Consider the following 17,248-nt stretch of genomic DNA (forward strand, 5'->3'; position numbering starts at 1 on the left):
AATGAAATGTGAGTGAAAAGCGAGGAGTGTTGGAGATGGCAGAAAATACAATCATTCGATTTGAAGACGTCAGCAAACGTTACGACGAGATGGAAGTGTTGAAAAGTGTGTCGTTTGATATTGAACGGGGGAAGTTTTACACGCTTCTGGGTCCGTCCGGATGCGGGAAGACAACCATATTGAACTTGATAGCCGGATTCACTGATGCAACCAACGGGGACATTTTGATTGATGGAAAAAAAGTCAATGATGTACCGCCGAACAAACGGAAAGTCAACACGGTGTTTCAAGATTATGCCTTGTTCCCGCACATGAATGTGTTTGAAAACATTGCGTTCGGTTTGCGAATCAAAAAGATGAACCAAAAGACAATCGAACAAAAAGTCTCTGAAGCACTGCGGATGATGCGGTTGGAAGGCTATGCCAATCGGGACATCAGTGAAATGTCGGGCGGTCAGCGCCAGCGTGTAGCCATCGCCCGCGCATTGGTGAACGAACCGGACGTATTGCTGTTGGACGAACCGCTCTCGGCTTTGGACTTGAAGCTCCGTACAGAGATGCAGTATGAATTGCGCGAATTGCAGCAACGTTTGGGCATCACGTTCATTTTTGTCACACACGATCAAGAAGAAGCGTTGGCGATGAGTGACGAAATTTTTGTCATGAAAGAGGGCGAAATCGTTCAAAGCGGCACACCGGTCGATATTTACGACGAACCGATCAACCGGTACGTGGCAGACTTCATCGGGGAAAGCAACATCGTCGAAGGCACGATGGTTGAAGACTACCGAGTGGCATTTGGCGGCAAAGTGTTCGAATGTGTGGACGGCGGGATGCGTCCAAACGAACGGGTTGAAGTGGTTGTCCGTCCGGAAGATTTGATTCTGACTTCTCCTGGAAGAGGAAACTTGGTCGTGAAAATTGACACACAGTTGTTCCGTGGAGTTCACTATGAGATCATCGGTTACGATGAAGAAGGCAACGAATGGATGGTCCATTCCACACGCAGAGCGATTGTGGGGGAGCAGGTAGGGCTGTCGTTTGAGCCGCAGGACATTCACGTCATGCGGTTTGATGAAACAGAAGAAGAATTCGACGCCCGTATCGAAACGTATACGGAAGAAGGTGAGCGGGTGTGACAAAAAAGCCGAAAGTCTTTTTGTTTGTTCCGTATCTATTATGGTTGGCCTTATTCGTCATCATTCCATTGTTTTTGATTCTCTATCAATCCTTCTTTGACATTCATGGGCAATTTACTTTCGGAAACATTGTAGAGTATTTCACTTCGGGAACCTACCTCTCGATGACGCTCAGCTCTTTTTTCTACGCATTTTTGATTACGTTGGTGACATTGGTGATCAGCTACCCGGCAGCGTATCTGTTGACGCGGTTGAAACGCAAACAGTTGTGGATGCTTCTGCTGATTTTGCCGACATGGATCAACGTATTGTTGAAAGCTTATGCCTTTATCGGCATTTTCAGCCAAAGCGGCAGCGTCAACGACTTCTTGGCGTTTATCGGCGTCGGCCGGCAGCAGATTTTGTTTACGGACGCCAGTTTCCTGCTGGTTGCGACATACATTGAGATACCGTTCATGCTGTTGCCTATTTATAATGCCATTGAAGAAATCCACCCCTCTTATGTCAGCGCCAGCCGGGATTTGGGAGCCAGCCAGTGGGAAACATTCCGGCGCGTCATTTTTCCGCTGTCTTTGAGCGGGGTTCGAAGCGGCGTGCAGGCTGTTTTTATCCCATCCTTATCTTTGTTCATGCTGACCCGTTTGATTGCCGGTAACCGCGTGATCACGCTGGGAACCGCCATCGAACAGCACTTCTTGGTGACTCAAAACTGGGGAATGGGGTCAACGATCGGAGTGGTGTTGATCATCATCATGGTCTTGATCATGCTCTTGACAGGAGAGAGAAAGAAAGGAGCGGCTAAATGATGGAGAAACGCTCATTCAAATGGGCCAATCTGTACTTGGTCTTTGTATTTTTGTTGTTGTATGCGCCCATCGCGTATTTGATTTACTATTCATTCAATGCTGGCGGGACCATGAACAGCTTCACCGGCTTCACTTGGGAACATTACCAAGCGGTGTTTGAAGACACCCGCTTGATTCGGATTGCGTTGGACACATTGAAATTGGCTTTGTCGTCAGCCCTGGCAGCGACCATCATCGGAACATTCGGGGCAATTGGCATCTATTATGTCAAAAAGCGCCGTACCCGCAACACGCTGCTCAGCTTCAACAATATTTTGCTGGTGTCTCCAGATGTTATCATCGGGGCGAGCCTGTTGATCCTCTTTACGATGGTCGGATTCCAATTGGGCTTCACGTCTGTTTTCTTGGCGCACATCGCCTTCAGTATTCCAATTGTCGTATTGATGGTGTTGCCGCGTCTGCAGGAGATGAACGATTCCATGGTGACGGCGGCACGGGATTTGGGAGCCAATTCTTTTCAAGTATTGAGCCGGATTATCCTGCCGAGCATCACACCGGGGATTTTGGCCGGCTACTTTATGGCCTTCACTTATTCTTTGGATGACTTTGCGGTGACGTTTTTCGTGACAGGCGGCGGGTTTTCCACATTGTCTGTGGAAATCTATTCCCGTGCGCGTCAAGGTGTCAGTCTGGAAATCAACGCGTTGAGCACCATTTTGTTTTTGTTTGCTTTGGGACTGGTTGTAGGCTACTACTTTATCCAACAAGGCCTGGAGAAAAACAAACGCAAGCGCACAGCGGTGAAAGATCCGACGAACCATGAAAAGGCGGTGAGCCCACGTTGAAAAAACTCACGTTAATGGCTGTTGCTGTTTTGGCGCTGTCCGGTGTTCTGCATCTTGCAAGCGTGCAGTTAGACCGGGCAGGCGGAGCCACCGATGGCAACACGTTTTACTTCTATAACTGGGGAGATTACATCGATCCGGAACTGCTGGAGAAGTTTGAAGAAGAAACCGGGTACCGCGTGGTATACGAGACGTTCGATTCCAACGAAGCGATGTACACCAAAGTTCAGCAAGGCGGGACCGCATATGATTTGGTGATTCCAAGTGAATACATGATTGACCGGATGATTCAAGAAGACATGTTGATGGAATTGGATCATTCGCGCATTGAAGGAATGGACAACCTCGTGAAGGATTTCTTGGACCAGCCGTTCGATCCCGGGAATCGTTATTCCATCCCTTATTTCTGGGGAACATTGGGAATTGTCTACAATGAAACTCTGATTGACGGCGAATCGCTCGATTCATGGGATGATTTATGGAGTCCAGCGTTGAAAGAAAGCGTGATGCTGATCGACGGCGCGCGTGAAGTGATGGGCTTGTCCCTTCAGAGTTTGGGGTATTCCTTGAATTCAACCAACGATCAGGCACTGCAAGAAGCCGCTGATAAGCTGGACGGCTTGGTTCCGAGTGTAAAAGCCATTGTAGCCGATGAAATCAAAACCTATATGATTCAAGAAGAGGCTTCCGTTGCCGTCACATTCTCCGGCGAAGCGGCGGATATGATGTGGGAAAATGAAAAACTTCATTATGTGCTTCCGGAAGAAGGGTCAAATTTGTGGTTCGACAACATGGTGATTCCAAAAACAGCGCAAAATCCGGATGCGGCGTATGCGTTCATCAACTTTATGCTGGAACCGGAAAATGCCGCACAAAACGCCGATTACATTGGCTATTCCACTCCAAATGAAGCGGCGATGGAACTTTTGCCGGAAGAAACCATTTCCGATGAACAGTTTTATCCAAGCGAAGAAACGATGGACCGCTTGGAAGTATATGAAAACTTGGGGCCGGAATACCTCGGCATCTATAATGATTTGTTCCTGGAATTCAAAATCCAAAGAAACTAAACAACTAAAAAACAGGCTGCTCCTTTGAAGGAAGCAGCCTGTTTTTTAGTTGTCTGTACTTAATGGAGAGAAGTTCATGGCTACAGCGGCAAACAGCTTCACTCCGGTCAAGAAACTGTCTTCGTCGAGGGCGAATTTCGGATGGTGGTGAGGGAAATCATAACCTTTTTCTGGATTTCCCGCTCCAATCCAAAGATACGTGGACGGCACAATGTCCGAAAACGCTGAGAAGTCTTCCCCGCCCATAGATGGAGGGAGATGGGTGATTTCACCCGAGAACACATTTTCAGCAATCTTTTCAACAATCTGGGTGGTTTCTTCGTTGTTGTTTACGGCGGAATAATCGTAATGATACTGGAACGTATACGAAGCTCCGTAAGCTTCACAGGTTGCTTTGACCATCTGTTCCATTTCTTTTTTGATCAACTCTCGGGATTCCGCATGGTGCGTCCGGACGCTTCCGCCTAAAAAGGCTTTGTCTGGAATCACGTTCAACCCGCTGCGGTCACCGGCATGGAACACCGTATTTGAAATGACGGCCGGATGCAGTGGTTGAAGGCGGCGGGAGATGATGGTTTGGAATTTCTCCAAAATCTGTCCTCCGATAATGACCGGGTCGATACTGGTCTGCGGGTAAGCGGCATGTCCGCCTTTTCCATGGATGGTCAATTCGTATAAATCAGAATTTGCTGTGAGTGGTCCGCTTTTGATGTCGATGGTCCCTACAGGAAGAGTCGACATCAAATGATGGCCGTAGATGAAGTCAAAGTCGTTGAACAAGCCGGTCGCGACCATTTCCTGCGCGCCACCCGGCGGCAGTTCCTCGGCGTGTTGGAAGATGCTGTAAACTTCTCCTTCAATTTCCTCGGCATGCTCCGCCAAAAACTGGGTAGCCACCATCAAAATGGCGGTGTGTCCGTCGTGTCCGCACGCGTGCATAATGCCGTCGTTGAGTGATTTGAATTCCAACTCATCGCGTTCTTCTTGGATGGGAAGAGCGTCAATGTCGGCACGCAACCCGATTTTTTTCCCTGGTTTTCCACCGGTGATTTTCACCAGCACAGAAGTTTCGGTAGGGCGGGTGACTTCCACATTGTCCAGCTTACTCATTTCGTCGTAAATGAACTGGCTTGTCTGGTACTCTTGGAAGGACAATTCCGGATGTTGATGCAGATAACGGCGGTACTCAATCACTTGTTCCTTCCGTGACTCGATGTCTTTCATCCATTCAGTGGTCAATAATTCCATTTTTCATTCCTCCATCTCTTTATCAGCTTAAGAAGACCGGACTGTTTGGTCCCAGCGGCAATCCGATAAGATACCATACGATGAACAGCACTGTCCAAATGATTCCAATTGCTACCGAATACGGCAATGCATTGGCCATCAAGGTTCCGATTCCGGATTTTTTGTCGTAACGTTGAACGACGGCTAACAACAAAGGCATATAGGGCATCATCGGACTTAGAGGGTTCGTGATGGAATCACCGATACGGTAAGCCATCTGAGTGAATGCCGGGTGGAAGTCCAACAACATGAACATCGGAATGAATATTGGAGCCAAAATGGCCCATTTGGAACTGGCGCTTCCGATAAACATGTTGATGAATGCCGTGAGCAGGATGAACCCTATAATCAGTACAGGACCGCTGGCATTTTGAAGCAGACCAGCTCCTTCGACTGCAAGCACTGTGCCCAAATTGCTCCAGTTGAAGTACGCCATCATTTGGGAGGCGAAGAAAACAATCACAATAAAACTTCCCATAGACTGCATGGATTTGGTCATCATGAAAGCAAAGTCATGGGAATTTTTAATGGTTCCGGCTTTGATTCCGTACACGAGGCCCGGAACAAAGAAGAAGATGGTCATGATGATGCCGATACCGTTCATCAACGGTGAATCGTTGACGATGCTGCCGGTTTCTTGGTTCCGCAGCAGGCCGTTTTCGGGAATGGTCAGGAGAAGGAGAACTAAAAGGACCAACAACGCACTCCAATTTCCCCATTTAACCGCAGCACGTTCTTGCTCGGTATACTCTTTGGCTTCCACTTGTTCTTCTCTGTCTTCAGGGTTGTACGTGCCCAAACGCGGCAGCGTATATTTTTTCAATATCCAATAGATGACCATGACAAGGATGGGCGTAGAAAAAGCGATAAAGTAGTAGTTCATCAATACATTCACTTGCAGGGAGGGGTCCACTAAGGCAGCGGCCGGTTCGGTAAAGGCAAAAACCAATGCATCGGACATGCCGGGAATCAAGTTGGCCGCAAAGCCGCCAAGAGGAGCTACATATCCCACAATCGCACCGGCTATCGGATGGTAACCCATCTTCAGGAAAATGATGGCGGCAAGAGGAGGCATCACAATCGGTGCCGCGTCTCCTGCAACGTTTCCGAGAACCCCAACCAAGATAATCACCCAAAGCACAAGATTTTTTGGTGCTTTTTCAACAACAGATGTGAGCATGACTTCGAAGTAACCGGATCGTTCAGCCAAACCGATCCCTAACATCACAGTCAACACCAGTCCTAAGGCCGGGAAAGCGGTGAAATTAGTGATGGCTTCTTCAATTATACGGATAAGATTGCTTTTCGTCAGCAGGCTCTCGACTTGGACCACTTCGTTGGTGGCGGGGTTAACAGAAGATACTCCCAGCAGCGAGAATACCCATGAAGCAAAAATGATGACCCCAATCAAGAGAATGAAAATCATTACCGGGTTTGGTGTTTTGTTTCCAACGCGTTCAATCCAACTTAAAAAGCGGTCAACAGCGCTTCTTTTCTTTTGATCTTTCAATGGACTCACTCCTTATGTATAGGTATGTACAGCAATGACATATTCTTATATTTTACATGTTGTGCGTTCCTTAGACAACCAGGTTACTTTCTATTCCATACGCTGCAGGGGAGCAAGACAAAAAGAAGACTAGAAAAAAAGAGGGAATATGGTACAATACGAATGATTTTGTTTTAAATGAGCAAAGTATACCCAATGAAGAATACGAGTTACAAATGAGAGAGGTTAAGTTGAATGGGAAATGAAACGGCAGTTCGACTGTGGGAAGCGTTTAGTACGAATCACCCGAGTGTTCCGGAACGATGCGATGGTGTATGGAAACTGGGAGACTCAGAAGACTATACCAAATGGTCGAATGTATTGGTGTTGTCCGGGTTGAAGACAGTATACAGCTATCCAGTGGAGGCGATGCGTTCAGAGGGCATCTCGTGTCCGGAAGTGAACGACCATTATGTGCTGTTGGACAGCACAGGAGTGGCTGTCGCCGTCATCCAAATATTGGATGGCCAGATATGTCCTTTTGATGAAGTGTCTGAGAGTTTCGCCTACAAGGCGGGAGAAGAGGACCGTTCATTGGAAACATGGAGAGAAAATCACAAACCATTTTTCAAACGTGTCCTCGAGAGAAATGAATTGGAATTCTCCACAAAAATGGATATTCTCTGTGTGGAATTCGAAGTGGTTTTTGCAGCTTAAAGGATGGAGAATCAATCAAGCAAATAAAAGAAAGGGTGCGGGCAATGGAATTAAAAAAAATGGTTGGGTACAAAGCGGCTGAATTCGTGGAAGAAGGCATGGTGGTGGGGCTGGGAACCGGCTCAACGGCCTACTACATGGTGGAAGCTTTAGGCAAGCGGATCAAAGAGGAAGGATTGACCATAACAGGAGTGACCACTTCGTCCCGTACATCCGAACATGCACAATCTGTCGGCATCCCTTTGAAAGACATCGATGAGGTGGAAAAAATTGATGTGACCATCGATGGAGCCGATGAAATCAGTGCCGACTACCAGGGCATCAAAGGCGGAGGCGGTGCATTGCTGTTTGAAAAAATCGTTGCCTCGTACTCTGATAAAGTGATTTGGATTGTCGATGAAAGCAAACTGGTCGACAAACTGGGCGCCTTCCCGCTGCCTGTGGAAGTAGTGTCCTTTGGAAGCGGCCAGCTTCTTCGTTTGTTTGAGAAGAAAGGGTACCGGCCGACTCTCCGAACAGATGAAGACGGACAGACCTACCAAACAGACAGCGGCAATTACATCATCGACCTTGAGATGAACGAAATCACCAACCCGCATCAATTGGGCGAGTGGCTGGATGGTCTGACCGGCGTTGTCGAGCACGGATTGTTCTTGGATTGTGTGCACACGGTCATTGTCGGTTACGAAGACGGGCCAGAAGTGAAAGACGTCCGTTAAGCAATAAATAAAGCAAAAGAGGCACCCATTTCCTGACGCGATGGGTGTCTTATAGCTGTCTGCATAATAATGTAAACGCTTGCATTAAAACAGATGGCTTTGTATAATGAAGGCGAAACTTCAGCTTTTGTCGGCGGACGAAAACGAAAAGTGAGGAGGTTGTTCATGAATACGGCAGTACTGATCTGTACACACGGAAAAGCGGGTGTAGAAATGCTTCGTTCAGTGAAAATGATTATGGGACCTTCAGACAATGTTAGAGTATTGGATTTTCTTCCGGGTGAAAACACGGATTCACTTGTAGAAAAGTACAAAAAAGAACTCGAAGCGTTGGATACATCCGACGGGTTGCTGATTTTGGTCGATTTGTTCGGAGGAAGCCCGTTCAATGCAGGAGCCCGCATTGCCATGGAGTTGCCCGACACAGAACTGGTGGCGGGGGTCAATATTCCGATGCTGTTGGAAATCATGGCGCAAAGGAGTCTGACGCCATTGGCAGAACTTGCCCGATTGGCGGTGGAGACGGGAAAAATGAGCGTCCAACTGTTTGACCAGGCGTTGAAGAAAAAAGACGAAGTAGAGGAGGATGAGTTGTAGATGAAAATCGGACTTGCACGGATTGACGATCGATTGATTCATGGACAAGTGGCCACTGTTTGGGTGAAAGATTCCAACGTCAGTAGAATCATTGTAGTGGATGATGAAGTTGCCAAAGACGAAGTGAGGTCCACCTTATTGAAACAAGTGGCTCCTCCGAGTGTGAAAGTGAGTGTGGTCGGCGTAGACAAAATGGTGCGTGTGTACAACAACCCGAAATATGAAAACGACCGGGTGATGCTGCTGTTCACCAATCCGTTTGATGTGGAGAAGTTGATCGAGCAAGGCGTGTCCATCGAATCCATCAATATTGGCGGGATTTCGTATAAAGAAGGGAAGGTGAAGTTGAACAAATCCAACTTTGTCAACAAAGAAGAAGCGGATTGTTTCAGAAGGTTGGCGGACAGAGGCATTGAGCTGGATGTAAGGGGCGTGGTCAATGATCCAAAACAAAACATGATCAAGTTGCTGAATGAGAACAATCTGTAAGGAAAAGAAAGGATGAGCCTGGATGGCGTTGTCAACATTGCAAATTGTATTGCTTTTCCTTGTTGCTGGTATCGCAGGTATGGGGAGTGTGTTGGACGAATTTCAAATGCACCGTCCACTCATCGCTTGTACGCTGACAGGACTTGTATTGGGCGATCTCACAACCGGCATTATCATCGGCGGGACACTTGAAATGATTGCATTGGGGTGGATGAACATCGGGGCAGCGCAAGCTCCGGATGCGGCACTGGCGTCCATCATCTCCACCATTTTCGTTATTGCAGGAAACCAAGACATCGGAGCCGGGATTGCGTTGGCGATTCCTTTGGCGGCGGCCGGTCAAGTACTCACCATTGTGGCACGTACGGTTACTGTCTTTTTCCAGCACGGAGCAGATAAAGCAGCGGAAGAAGGAAACTTCCGGATGATTGATATCCTCCATATTTCAGCATTGTTCGTGCAGGCCTTGCGCGTAGCCGTTCCCGCTTTGATCGTTGCATTGACCGTAGGAACCGATGCGGTCCAAAACTTTTTAGGGGCGATTCCGGAAGTCATCATCGGCGGGTTGAACGTAGCCGGAGGAATGATTGTGGTCGTCGGGTACGCAATGGTCATCAACATGATGCGGACACGTTCATTGATGCCGTTTCTATTCTTAGGGTTCACCATGGCAGCTTTCGGGGATTATAACTTGGTTGGAATGGGAATTATCGGTTTGGTATTGGCTCTCTTATATGTCCAGCTCAGCCCGCAGTTCAATCAACCCGCTGCCGCAAGAACCGCAGCAGATCCGGAAGGCAGCAAAGACTCATTGGATGACGACTTGGACGATGAATTGGATTAAGAAAGGACTGACGCACTTATGGCAACCGAAAAAAAAGATGAGCGGCTGTTTGGAAGAAAAGAAATCAACAATGCGTTTTGGCGGTCCAATTTCTGGCAGGCTTCATGGAACTTTGAACGGATGCATGCGTTGGGATTCCTGTTTGTCATGGTTCCGTTCTTGAAAAAATTGTACCCGGAGAATAACGAGGACCGAAGACAAGCAATGAAGCGTCACTTGGAATTTTTTAATACACAGCCATTCATGGGGTCGCCGATTCTTGGCGTAACGGCGGCGATGGAAGAACAGAGACGGAAAGGCGCACCGATTGATGACGGAGCCATCAATGGACTGAAAGTCGGAATGATGGGGCCTTTGGCGGGCGTGGGAGACCCGATTTGGTGGGGAACCGCCCGGCCGATCATCGCGGCGCTGGGTGCAGGTTTGGCTTTGAACGGGAGCATTTTAGGACCGATTTTGTTCTTTGTCCTGTTCAATGTGCTGCGGGTAGGATTCCGGTATTGGAGTTTGGATTATGGCTACCGAACGGGAACGAACCTCATCAAAGATATGAGCGGAGGCCTGCTCCAAAAATTGACTGTTGGCTCGTCTGTATTAGGATTGTTCATCATGGGGGCATTGGTCAACGAGTGGACGACCATCAACGTGCCGCTGGTTGTGTCCCGTGCAGAGAACCCTGAAACTGGGGAAGAAGTGGTCACCACTGTCCAAGGCATTCTCGATCAATTGATACCTGGTCTGCTGCCGCTGCTCCTCACTTTCTTGGTGATGTGGCTGTTGCGCAGAAAAGTCAGCCCGCTGACCATTATTTTGGGTATTTTTGTAGTGGGAATCGTTGGCTATTGGCTGGGATGGCTGGCTTAAGCAGGTGCGATAAAAGATAGAATGAAGAGCCGGGTTGCTGACGATGCACCCGGCTCTTTTTTGTGCGGTTTATAGAGCGACACTCGTTTCCAACTTTTTGTTCAACTTTTTCAACATGTCTTTAGTCATACGGTCCAAATCGTATTTTGGAGAAAAGCCCCATTCATTTACTGCGCAGGACACATCCAAGGAATTCGGCCAGGACTCCGCAATGCTTTGACGGACAGGATCGACAGCGTATGTGAGTTCAAACTCAGGGAGGTACTTTTGAATGGCCCGGGCGATGTCTTCCGGGGCGACACTCATCGCAGAAATATTGTACGCATTGCGGTGATGCAAGCGGGAGGCATCGGCTTCCAGCAACTGGATGATGGCGTCAATGGCATCTGGCATGTACATCATATCCATTTTGGTACCTGCCGCAATGAAAGAAGCGTAGGTCTTTTTGTGCAGGGCCTCATAAAAAATATCCACCGCATAATCGGTTGTTCCGCCTCCCGGGAGAGTGTCGTAAGAAATCAAACCAGGGAAACGGACAGAGCGGGTGTCGACGCCGAACTTATGAAAATAGTAATCCGACAACAGTTCCCCGCTGATTTTGGTGATGCCGTACATGGTTGTCGGCCGTTGGATGGTGACTTGAGGAGTATGGTCTTTCGGCGTTTGGGGCCCGAATGCGCCGATGGAACTGGGGCAGAAAAATTGTAAGCCATGCACCCGGGCAACTTCCACTGCATTCATCAACCCGTTCATGTTCACATCCCAAGCCAGCTGCGGTTTTGCTTCCGCCACTGCAGAAAGCAGCGCCGCCAGGTGGATGAGGGTATCCAGCTGGTATTCTTCGACCAACATTTCCATATCCTGTTGATTGGTGACATCTAAAATCTCAAAAATTCCAGTGCCTGTGTTGGAAAATTCAGGTTGGCGGATATCGGTCGCGATAACGTTTTGTGATCCGTAAACTTCTCGCAGACGGGCAGTCAGTTCAGAACCGATCTGCCCCAATGCTCCAGTAATCAATATTTTTTTCATCGTATTTTCCTCCCCCGAGAATTGGGCGGCAGCCGGAAAAAATTTTGACAGCTGCTCCTGGGACTTCAAGGCTAGATCACGCCGAGTTCTTTTCCGATTTTTTCGTAGACAAGAAGCACTTGGTCCAACATTTCTTTTGTATGGGCTGCAGTCGGCATGTTGCGCAGACGTCCGGTTCCCATTGGGACTGTAGGGAAGACGATGGATTTGGCATAGACACCTTCTTCCTGGAGACGGCGGGAAAACTGTTGGGTCAGTTTTTCTTCCCCGACGATGCACGGGGTGATAGGCGTGTCCGAATGCCCGATGTTAAACCCTAATGTCTCGAGCCCTTCTTTCAAATAACGGCCATTTTCCCATAATTGTTCATGCTCTTTTGTGGAATGCATCATGATGTCAACAGCTTGGATGATGGCGGCGGCTGCTCCTGGAGTCATGGAAGTGGAAAACAAAAATGGACGTGCCCGTACTTTCAGCCAGTCGATGACTTCTTGTTTTCCTGCAACATAGCCCCCGACCACACCGACGGCTTTCGACAAGGTGCCCATCTGTAAATCAACCTTATCTTGCAGTCCGAAATGTTTCACGGTACCGGCGCCTTTCCCCATCACGCCCGAACCGTGTGCATCATCCACATAGGTGATCAAATCATACTCTTCTGCGATTTCCACAATTTCAAGAAGGTTGGCCACATCTCCATCCATGGAAAAGACGCCGTCCGTGATATACATGACTTTTTCGTACCGTCCGCTTTCGGTTGCTTCTTTTGCTGTTTCCCCGGAGATGATCCATGTCCTGGTGGCGTACACGAATCACTTTGGCGCCGGACAACCGGCAGCCATCAATGATGGACGCGTGGTTGAGCTCGTCTGAGAGGATGGCATCTTATTTGGTCTTGATGGCGGGGATGGCCCCGATATTCGCGTTGAATCCGGATTGGAAAGCAATGACGGCCTCGGTTTGTTTGAATTGTGCCAGCTTTCGTTCCAATTCGTCATGGATTGTTTGGGTTCCGTTGATTGTCCTCACAGCACCGGCTCCGGCACCATATATGTTCGTCGCTTCATTGGCGGCATTTTTCAACCGTTCGTCGTTGGCAAAGTCTAAGTAGTTATTGGACGACAGGTTAATCAACGTTTTTTCGTTGATGGTGATGACAGGACCGTTGGGACCTTGAACCGTATCAATTTCATTGTACAAGCCTTGTTCACGCAACTCCCTCAGGCTCTTTTCTAAAAAAGCGCTTAACTTTCTGCTTGTCATGTGTTGGCCTCCTCATTTTCTTTGTCCCATTTCACCATAACGAGAATGCGCTTACATTCCATTTTTATGAAAAATGTGGTCAGGATGAGAGAGAAGTAAAAAACGAATAAAATCAATCTGTTCGCATAGATGGTGTGATAGAATATAGAGGAAACGCTTTAATGTCGATTGCAGGAGGGGAACGTTTATGAGAATGGTTGATTTAATTCAAAAAAAACAGCGCGGAGAAGCACTGACCGCGCAAGAAATCCAATGGATGGTTGAAGGCTACACCGAAAGCCGCATTCCAGATTATCAAATGAGTGCCATGCTGATGGCCATCTACTTTAATGATATGACGGACGATGAGCGCGCATCTCTTACGCAGGCGATGGTGGAATCAGGGGAACAGATTGACCTGTCTGCCATTCAAGGTGTGAAAGTGGACAAACACTCCACCGGGGGCGTCGGCGACACCACCACATTGGTATTGGCCGCCATGGTTGCCAGTCTCGGTGTTCCGGTTGCCAAAATGAGCGGAAGAGGACTCGGGCATACCGGCGGCACGATTGACAAGTTGGAGTCCATTCCAGGCTTCCATGTGGAGATTTCCCAAGAAGAATTCATTGACTTGGTCAACAAAAACCAAGTGGCGGTCGTAGGGCAGTCCGGGAACTTAACACCGGCCGACAAAAAATTGTATGCTCTTCGAGATGTCACCAGTACGGTTGAATCCATTCCGTTGATCGCCAGCTCCATCATGAGCAAAAAGATTGCTTCGGGAGCGGACGCCATCGTGCTTGACGTGAAAACGGGTGCCGGTGCATTCATGAAGACCGTGGAAGACGCCCGTGAACTGGCGCAAGCCATGGTCCGTATCGGAAACCAGGTGGGACGGAAAACAATGGCAGTCATTTCAGATATGAGCCAGCCGCTTGGATATGCCATCGGAAATGCCTTGGAAGTCAAAGAAGCCATCGACACGTTGAAAGGAGAAGGTCCCGAAGATTTGACGGAACTCTGCCTCGTGTTGGGCAGCCAAATGGCACATTTGGGAGGTGTGGGCAATGATTTGGATGAAGCCAAAGCGTTGCTGCAAGAAAACTTGGAGAATGGCAAAGCCTTGGAAAAATTCAAACAGTTTGTCGCATCCCAAGGCGGTGACCCAGATGTCATCGATCATCCGGAAAAACTCCCACAGGCAGAATACCAAATCCCGGTGGAAGCCGAAAAAGATGGGGTTGTGTCTCATATCGTGGCCGACAGCATCGGTGTGGCATCCATGATGCTCGGTGCGGGGCGTGAAACAAAAGAGAGCAGCATTGATTTGGCGGTCGGAATCGTGTTGAACAAAAAAGTGGGTGACCGGGTTAAACAAGGAGAACCGTTGGCGTTTCTCCACAGCAACCGCGAAGACGTTCAGGATGTGAAAGAGAAAGTATTGCAAAGCATTTCCATTGAAGAAAAAGCAGATGCTCTTCCGTTGATCCATGAAATCATCGAGAACGCTTAAGACTCTTGCAAAAAGCCTTCGATTCAGTATTTAAATGCTGATTTGCAGGCTTTTTTACGCTTAAAAATAAACTCAAAAAAACTTTCGAAAAAATATTAAATAACACTTGTAATGTTGGCGGTTGCATGCTATGTTATAGACGTAGAGAGGGAGATGCAAAGCTGTCGGAAGAATGCATATCGCTCTTTACGACAGAACCATCTTCATGGTTCGAGGGGACGATGTGAAAGGTCGTCCAGGCGCACTCTCTATTCAGCGACAAGCAAAAAGTTTTGGAAGTCAACCACTGTACACGTATTGAAAAAGAATGTACCAGTCGAGACAGAAGCTGAAGTTTGAAACTGGAACAAGAAGTAAGCAAGATCGAAGAAGTACTTGCTGAAACTCGAGAGTGCGCTAATGGTAGTGTGATTCCAAGTATGTAGACAACAGACATTTCGATGAAAAGCGGAAGATGGAATAGACAATTTCCATCCTGTAAACTGTGTGTGAAGGAATCGCACTATCGTATGAAGAAGGGAGAGGCCGAGCGCCTCTCCTTTTTTGATGCACCGACAGACAGGAATTCCATTTTTTCATCCGAAACATTCCAGCAATATGATATAATAGCGGTCAAGTGATTTAGGGGGTGGGCTTTTATGACAAAGAAAGATTGGTTGGAAGGATGTAAGCAGATGATTCCTGTTGCTGTCGGTTATATACCTTTAGGGATCGCAGGTGGAATGGCTCTGCAGAGTGCCGGGTTTTCCACATTCGGCATCTTTTTGATGAGCCTGCTCGTCTACGCCGGTGCCGCTCAATTTATGACCGCATCGATGGCAGCGGCCGGTGCCACGGTGCCATCTATCATACTGATGACCTTCTTTTTAAATTTACGGCATTTATTGATGTCTTCGAGTATCTCAGGTTATTTGAAGAAGAAGTCGTACCCGTTCCTTCTGCTGTTCAGCCATACGTTGACGGATGAAGCGTTCGGATTGAATACCCACCGCTTCACCACAGGCAACTGGTCTCCGGAAAAAGGACTGGCGGCCAATATTTTGGCCTATTCTTCCTGGGTCCTCAGCACGGTAGCAGGTGGGATGATCGGGACAACTCTCCACATCCATACAGCTGTTGTCAACTATGTGTTGATTGCCATGTTTATTTGTATGCTTTTGGAGCAGTTTGTTTCTAAAGCGCATCTCGTGGTGGGAATCGTTGCCGGTATTTCGGCCGTCATACTGAAGGCTCTGCTGCAGCACAACATCTCATTGGTAATCGCAGCGCTGATTGCTTCGTTTGCCGGCTATCTGCTTGACAGCCGTCGACAGGAAAAACCAGAGAAAGAAGAGGCGATGCAGTATGACAAGTAGTCAAATGTGGCTGATTATCGGAATGGCAGTGGTGACGTATCTTCCACGTGTGCTGCCGGTATTGATGCTGAGCAACCGCGAGATTTCTGCGCCGTTGAAAAAATGGATGTCGTTTATCCCGGTGGCCATTTTTTCTGCGTTGGTCTTTTCAGATATCTTTTTTTGGAACGACACATTCAACGCTCATCCGTTCGACAATGCCAAACTGATTCCTTCCATCATCGTCTTTTATTTGGCTTATAAAACAAAAAATATGCTTTTGTCCATGATGATGGGAGTCTTGGCCATTGCGTTGATGTTATACGTAGTGTAATAACGGAAAGAAAGAGAGAGAAAGATATGCCTGAAGACAAGCGAACTGTAAAAACATGTACGGAAACAAAAGTGGTTCAAACTCACCGTGTTTTTCCTTCCGATTTAAACCATCATGCCACGTTGTTTGGCGGAAAACTGATGAGCCTTATCGACGATACAGCGTCAATATCGGTGTCCCGCTTTGCTCGGAACAATTCCATCGTCACCGCGTCGATGGACAAATTGGATTTTCTTCATCCCATTCATTCCGGGCATTCGGTCTGCGTAGAAACATACGTGACAGGGGCCGGAAACACCTCCGTGGAAGTCTTTGCCAAAGTGATGGGAGAAGACTTGGTTACGGGTGAACGATACATCGGAGCGACGAGTTTCATTTCCTTTGTGGTGGTAAAGGAACACGAGGATGAACTCATCAAGCTCCCGCAAATTCAACCGGAAACGACAGAAGAGAAGATGGTGTGCGAAGGGTATGAGATGCGCCGCCAAAAGCGCCTGACAGACAGAGACTTCAACATCCGCTTTGCAGAAGCGGTCTCCATGCTGCCGCCGTGGCTGGACGAAAAAGAAGACAAATAAAAGAGGCTGGGACAAAAGCCACTAAATAAAAACGACGAGAAATTAGATTAACTAATTTTCTCGTCGTTTTTGCTATATATAATTAGGCATACAAAAAGCACCCTGATATAATATTAGTAACGACACTAAACATTAAAGGGGTGCTTTTTATGTACGTACAATATAACATGAATCAAACTTCACTTCCATTAGAATTATCTACTTGTATTGATCCCAACCATATTGTTTTTTCTATCTATAACTTTGTCGATTCATTAGACGATCATTACTTTAAAATTTTTGAGACTCAGGACGGTCGTCCTGCCTATCACCCAAAACCACTCATCATGTCTCTTCTTTATGCCTACAG

18 protein-coding genes and 1 pseudogene are annotated in these 17,248 nt (G+C 47.7%); 15 read left to right on the forward strand and 4 right to left on the reverse strand.

What is annotated here, in order from left to right:
- Window positions 1-35 precede the first annotated feature (35 nt).
- Genes G470_RS0103675 through G470_RS0103690 form a run of 4 tightly spaced genes read left to right on the forward strand, consistent with a single transcriptional unit; the run spans window position 36 to window position 3,860 of the window.
- Window positions 36-1,139, forward strand: a complete 1,104-nt coding sequence (locus tag G470_RS0103675) for an ABC transporter ATP-binding protein (protein WP_028273649.1) — start codon at window positions 36-38, stop codon at window positions 1,137-1,139.
- Window positions 1,136-1,945, forward strand: coding sequence for an ABC transporter permease (locus G470_RS0103680; RefSeq protein WP_028273650.1), 810 nt, complete (start codon window positions 1,136-1,138; stop codon window positions 1,943-1,945). Before G470_RS0103675 ends, G470_RS0103680 begins: the two co-directional genes overlap by 4 nt.
- Window positions 1,945-2,790 (forward strand): ABC transporter permease, encoded by an 846-nt coding sequence (locus tag G470_RS12600; RefSeq protein WP_035445007.1) that lies wholly within the window; start codon window positions 1,945-1,947, stop codon window positions 2,788-2,790. Before G470_RS0103680 ends, G470_RS12600 begins: the two co-directional genes overlap by 1 nt.
- Window positions 2,787-3,860 (forward strand): ABC transporter substrate-binding protein, encoded by a 1,074-nt coding sequence (locus G470_RS0103690; RefSeq protein WP_028273651.1) that lies wholly within the window; start codon window positions 2,787-2,789, stop codon window positions 3,858-3,860. Before G470_RS12600 ends, G470_RS0103690 begins: the two co-directional genes overlap by 4 nt.
- Before the next feature lie 45 nt (window positions 3,861-3,905).
- Here G470_RS0103690 and G470_RS0103695 read toward each other — a convergent pair whose 3' ends face one another.
- Window positions 3,906-5,108 (reverse strand): amidohydrolase, encoded by a 1,203-nt coding sequence (locus G470_RS0103695; protein ID WP_028273652.1) that lies wholly within the window; start codon window positions 5,106-5,108, stop codon window positions 3,906-3,908.
- A gap of 22 nt (window positions 5,109-5,130) precedes the next feature.
- Window positions 5,131-6,657: an AbgT family transporter gene (locus G470_RS0103700; protein ID WP_028273653.1), complete on the reverse strand. Its 1,527-nt coding sequence runs from the start codon at window positions 6,655-6,657 to the stop codon at window positions 5,131-5,133.
- A 234-nt stretch (window positions 6,658-6,891) separates the two neighbouring features.
- On the opposite strand from G470_RS0103700, the gene G470_RS0103705 reads away from it, so the two are divergent.
- The 6 genes from G470_RS0103705 to manZ all read left to right on the forward strand — a co-directional run bounded on the left by G470_RS0103705 (window position 6,892) and on the right by manZ (window position 10,866).
- Window positions 6,892-7,353 (forward strand): ASCH domain-containing protein, encoded by a 462-nt coding sequence (locus tag G470_RS0103705; protein WP_028273654.1) that lies wholly within the window; start codon window positions 6,892-6,894, stop codon window positions 7,351-7,353.
- Window positions 7,354-7,397: 44 nt separating this feature from the next.
- Window positions 7,398-8,072: a ribose-5-phosphate isomerase RpiA gene (gene rpiA, locus G470_RS0103710; protein WP_028273655.1), complete on the forward strand. Its 675-nt coding sequence runs from the start codon at window positions 7,398-7,400 to the stop codon at window positions 8,070-8,072.
- A gap of 165 nt (window positions 8,073-8,237) precedes the next feature.
- Window positions 8,238-8,669 (forward strand): PTS sugar transporter subunit IIA, encoded by a 432-nt coding sequence (locus tag G470_RS14655; RefSeq protein WP_028273656.1) that lies wholly within the window; start codon window positions 8,238-8,240, stop codon window positions 8,667-8,669.
- A complete protein-coding gene (locus tag G470_RS14660) occupies window positions 8,670-9,158 on the forward strand; it encodes a mannose/fructose/sorbose PTS transporter subunit IIB (protein WP_028273657.1) in 489 nt (162 codons plus the stop codon).
- A 22-nt stretch (window positions 9,159-9,180) separates the two neighbouring features.
- On the forward strand, window positions 9,181-10,002 hold the full coding sequence (locus G470_RS0103725) for a PTS mannose/fructose/sorbose transporter subunit IIC (protein WP_028273658.1): 822 nt from the start codon (window positions 9,181-9,183) through the stop codon (window positions 10,000-10,002).
- An 18-nt stretch (window positions 10,003-10,020) separates the two neighbouring features.
- On the forward strand, window positions 10,021-10,866 hold the full coding sequence (manZ, locus tag G470_RS0103730) for a PTS mannose transporter subunit IID (RefSeq protein ID WP_051258402.1): 846 nt from the start codon (window positions 10,021-10,023) through the stop codon (window positions 10,864-10,866).
- Window positions 10,867-10,935: 69 nt separating this feature from the next.
- Here manZ and G470_RS0103735 read toward each other — a convergent pair whose 3' ends face one another.
- Both G470_RS0103735 and G470_RS12605 read right to left on the reverse strand, forming a co-directional pair.
- Complete coding sequence (locus G470_RS0103735; protein WP_028273660.1) at window positions 10,936-11,898, reverse strand: L-threonine 3-dehydrogenase; 963 nt, start codon at window positions 11,896-11,898, stop codon at window positions 10,936-10,938.
- Window positions 11,899-11,969: 71 nt separating this feature from the next.
- Window positions 11,970-13,161 (reverse strand): annotated as a pseudogene (locus G470_RS12605) (glycine C-acetyltransferase).
- A gap of 187 nt (window positions 13,162-13,348) precedes the next feature.
- Here G470_RS12605 and G470_RS0103745 point away from each other — a divergent pair.
- From G470_RS0103745 to G470_RS14665, 5 genes are all read left to right on the forward strand, one after another.
- Complete coding sequence (locus G470_RS0103745) at window positions 13,349-14,653, forward strand: pyrimidine-nucleoside phosphorylase (RefSeq protein WP_028273661.1); 1,305 nt, start codon at window positions 13,349-13,351, stop codon at window positions 14,651-14,653.
- A 638-nt stretch (window positions 14,654-15,291) separates the two neighbouring features.
- Window positions 15,292-16,008: an AzlC family ABC transporter permease gene (locus G470_RS0103750; protein WP_028273662.1), complete on the forward strand. Its 717-nt coding sequence runs from the start codon at window positions 15,292-15,294 to the stop codon at window positions 16,006-16,008.
- A complete protein-coding gene (locus G470_RS0103755) occupies window positions 15,998-16,321 on the forward strand; it encodes an AzlD domain-containing protein (protein ID WP_028273663.1) in 324 nt (107 codons plus the stop codon). The genes G470_RS0103750 and G470_RS0103755 overlap by 11 nt, the downstream gene beginning before the upstream one ends.
- A gap of 26 nt (window positions 16,322-16,347) precedes the next feature.
- Window positions 16,348-16,899 (forward strand): acyl-CoA thioesterase, encoded by a 552-nt coding sequence (locus tag G470_RS0103760; RefSeq protein WP_028273664.1) that lies wholly within the window; start codon window positions 16,348-16,350, stop codon window positions 16,897-16,899.
- A 149-nt stretch (window positions 16,900-17,048) separates the two neighbouring features.
- Window positions 17,049-17,248 (forward strand): transposase (locus G470_RS14665; protein WP_205617880.1); only part of this gene is annotated, 200 nt, incomplete at its 3' end.

Source organism: Atopococcus tabaci DSM 17538 (assembly GCF_000429585.1).
Taxonomy (GTDB): Bacteria; Bacillota; Bacilli; order Lactobacillales; family Carnobacteriaceae_A; genus Atopococcus; species Atopococcus tabaci.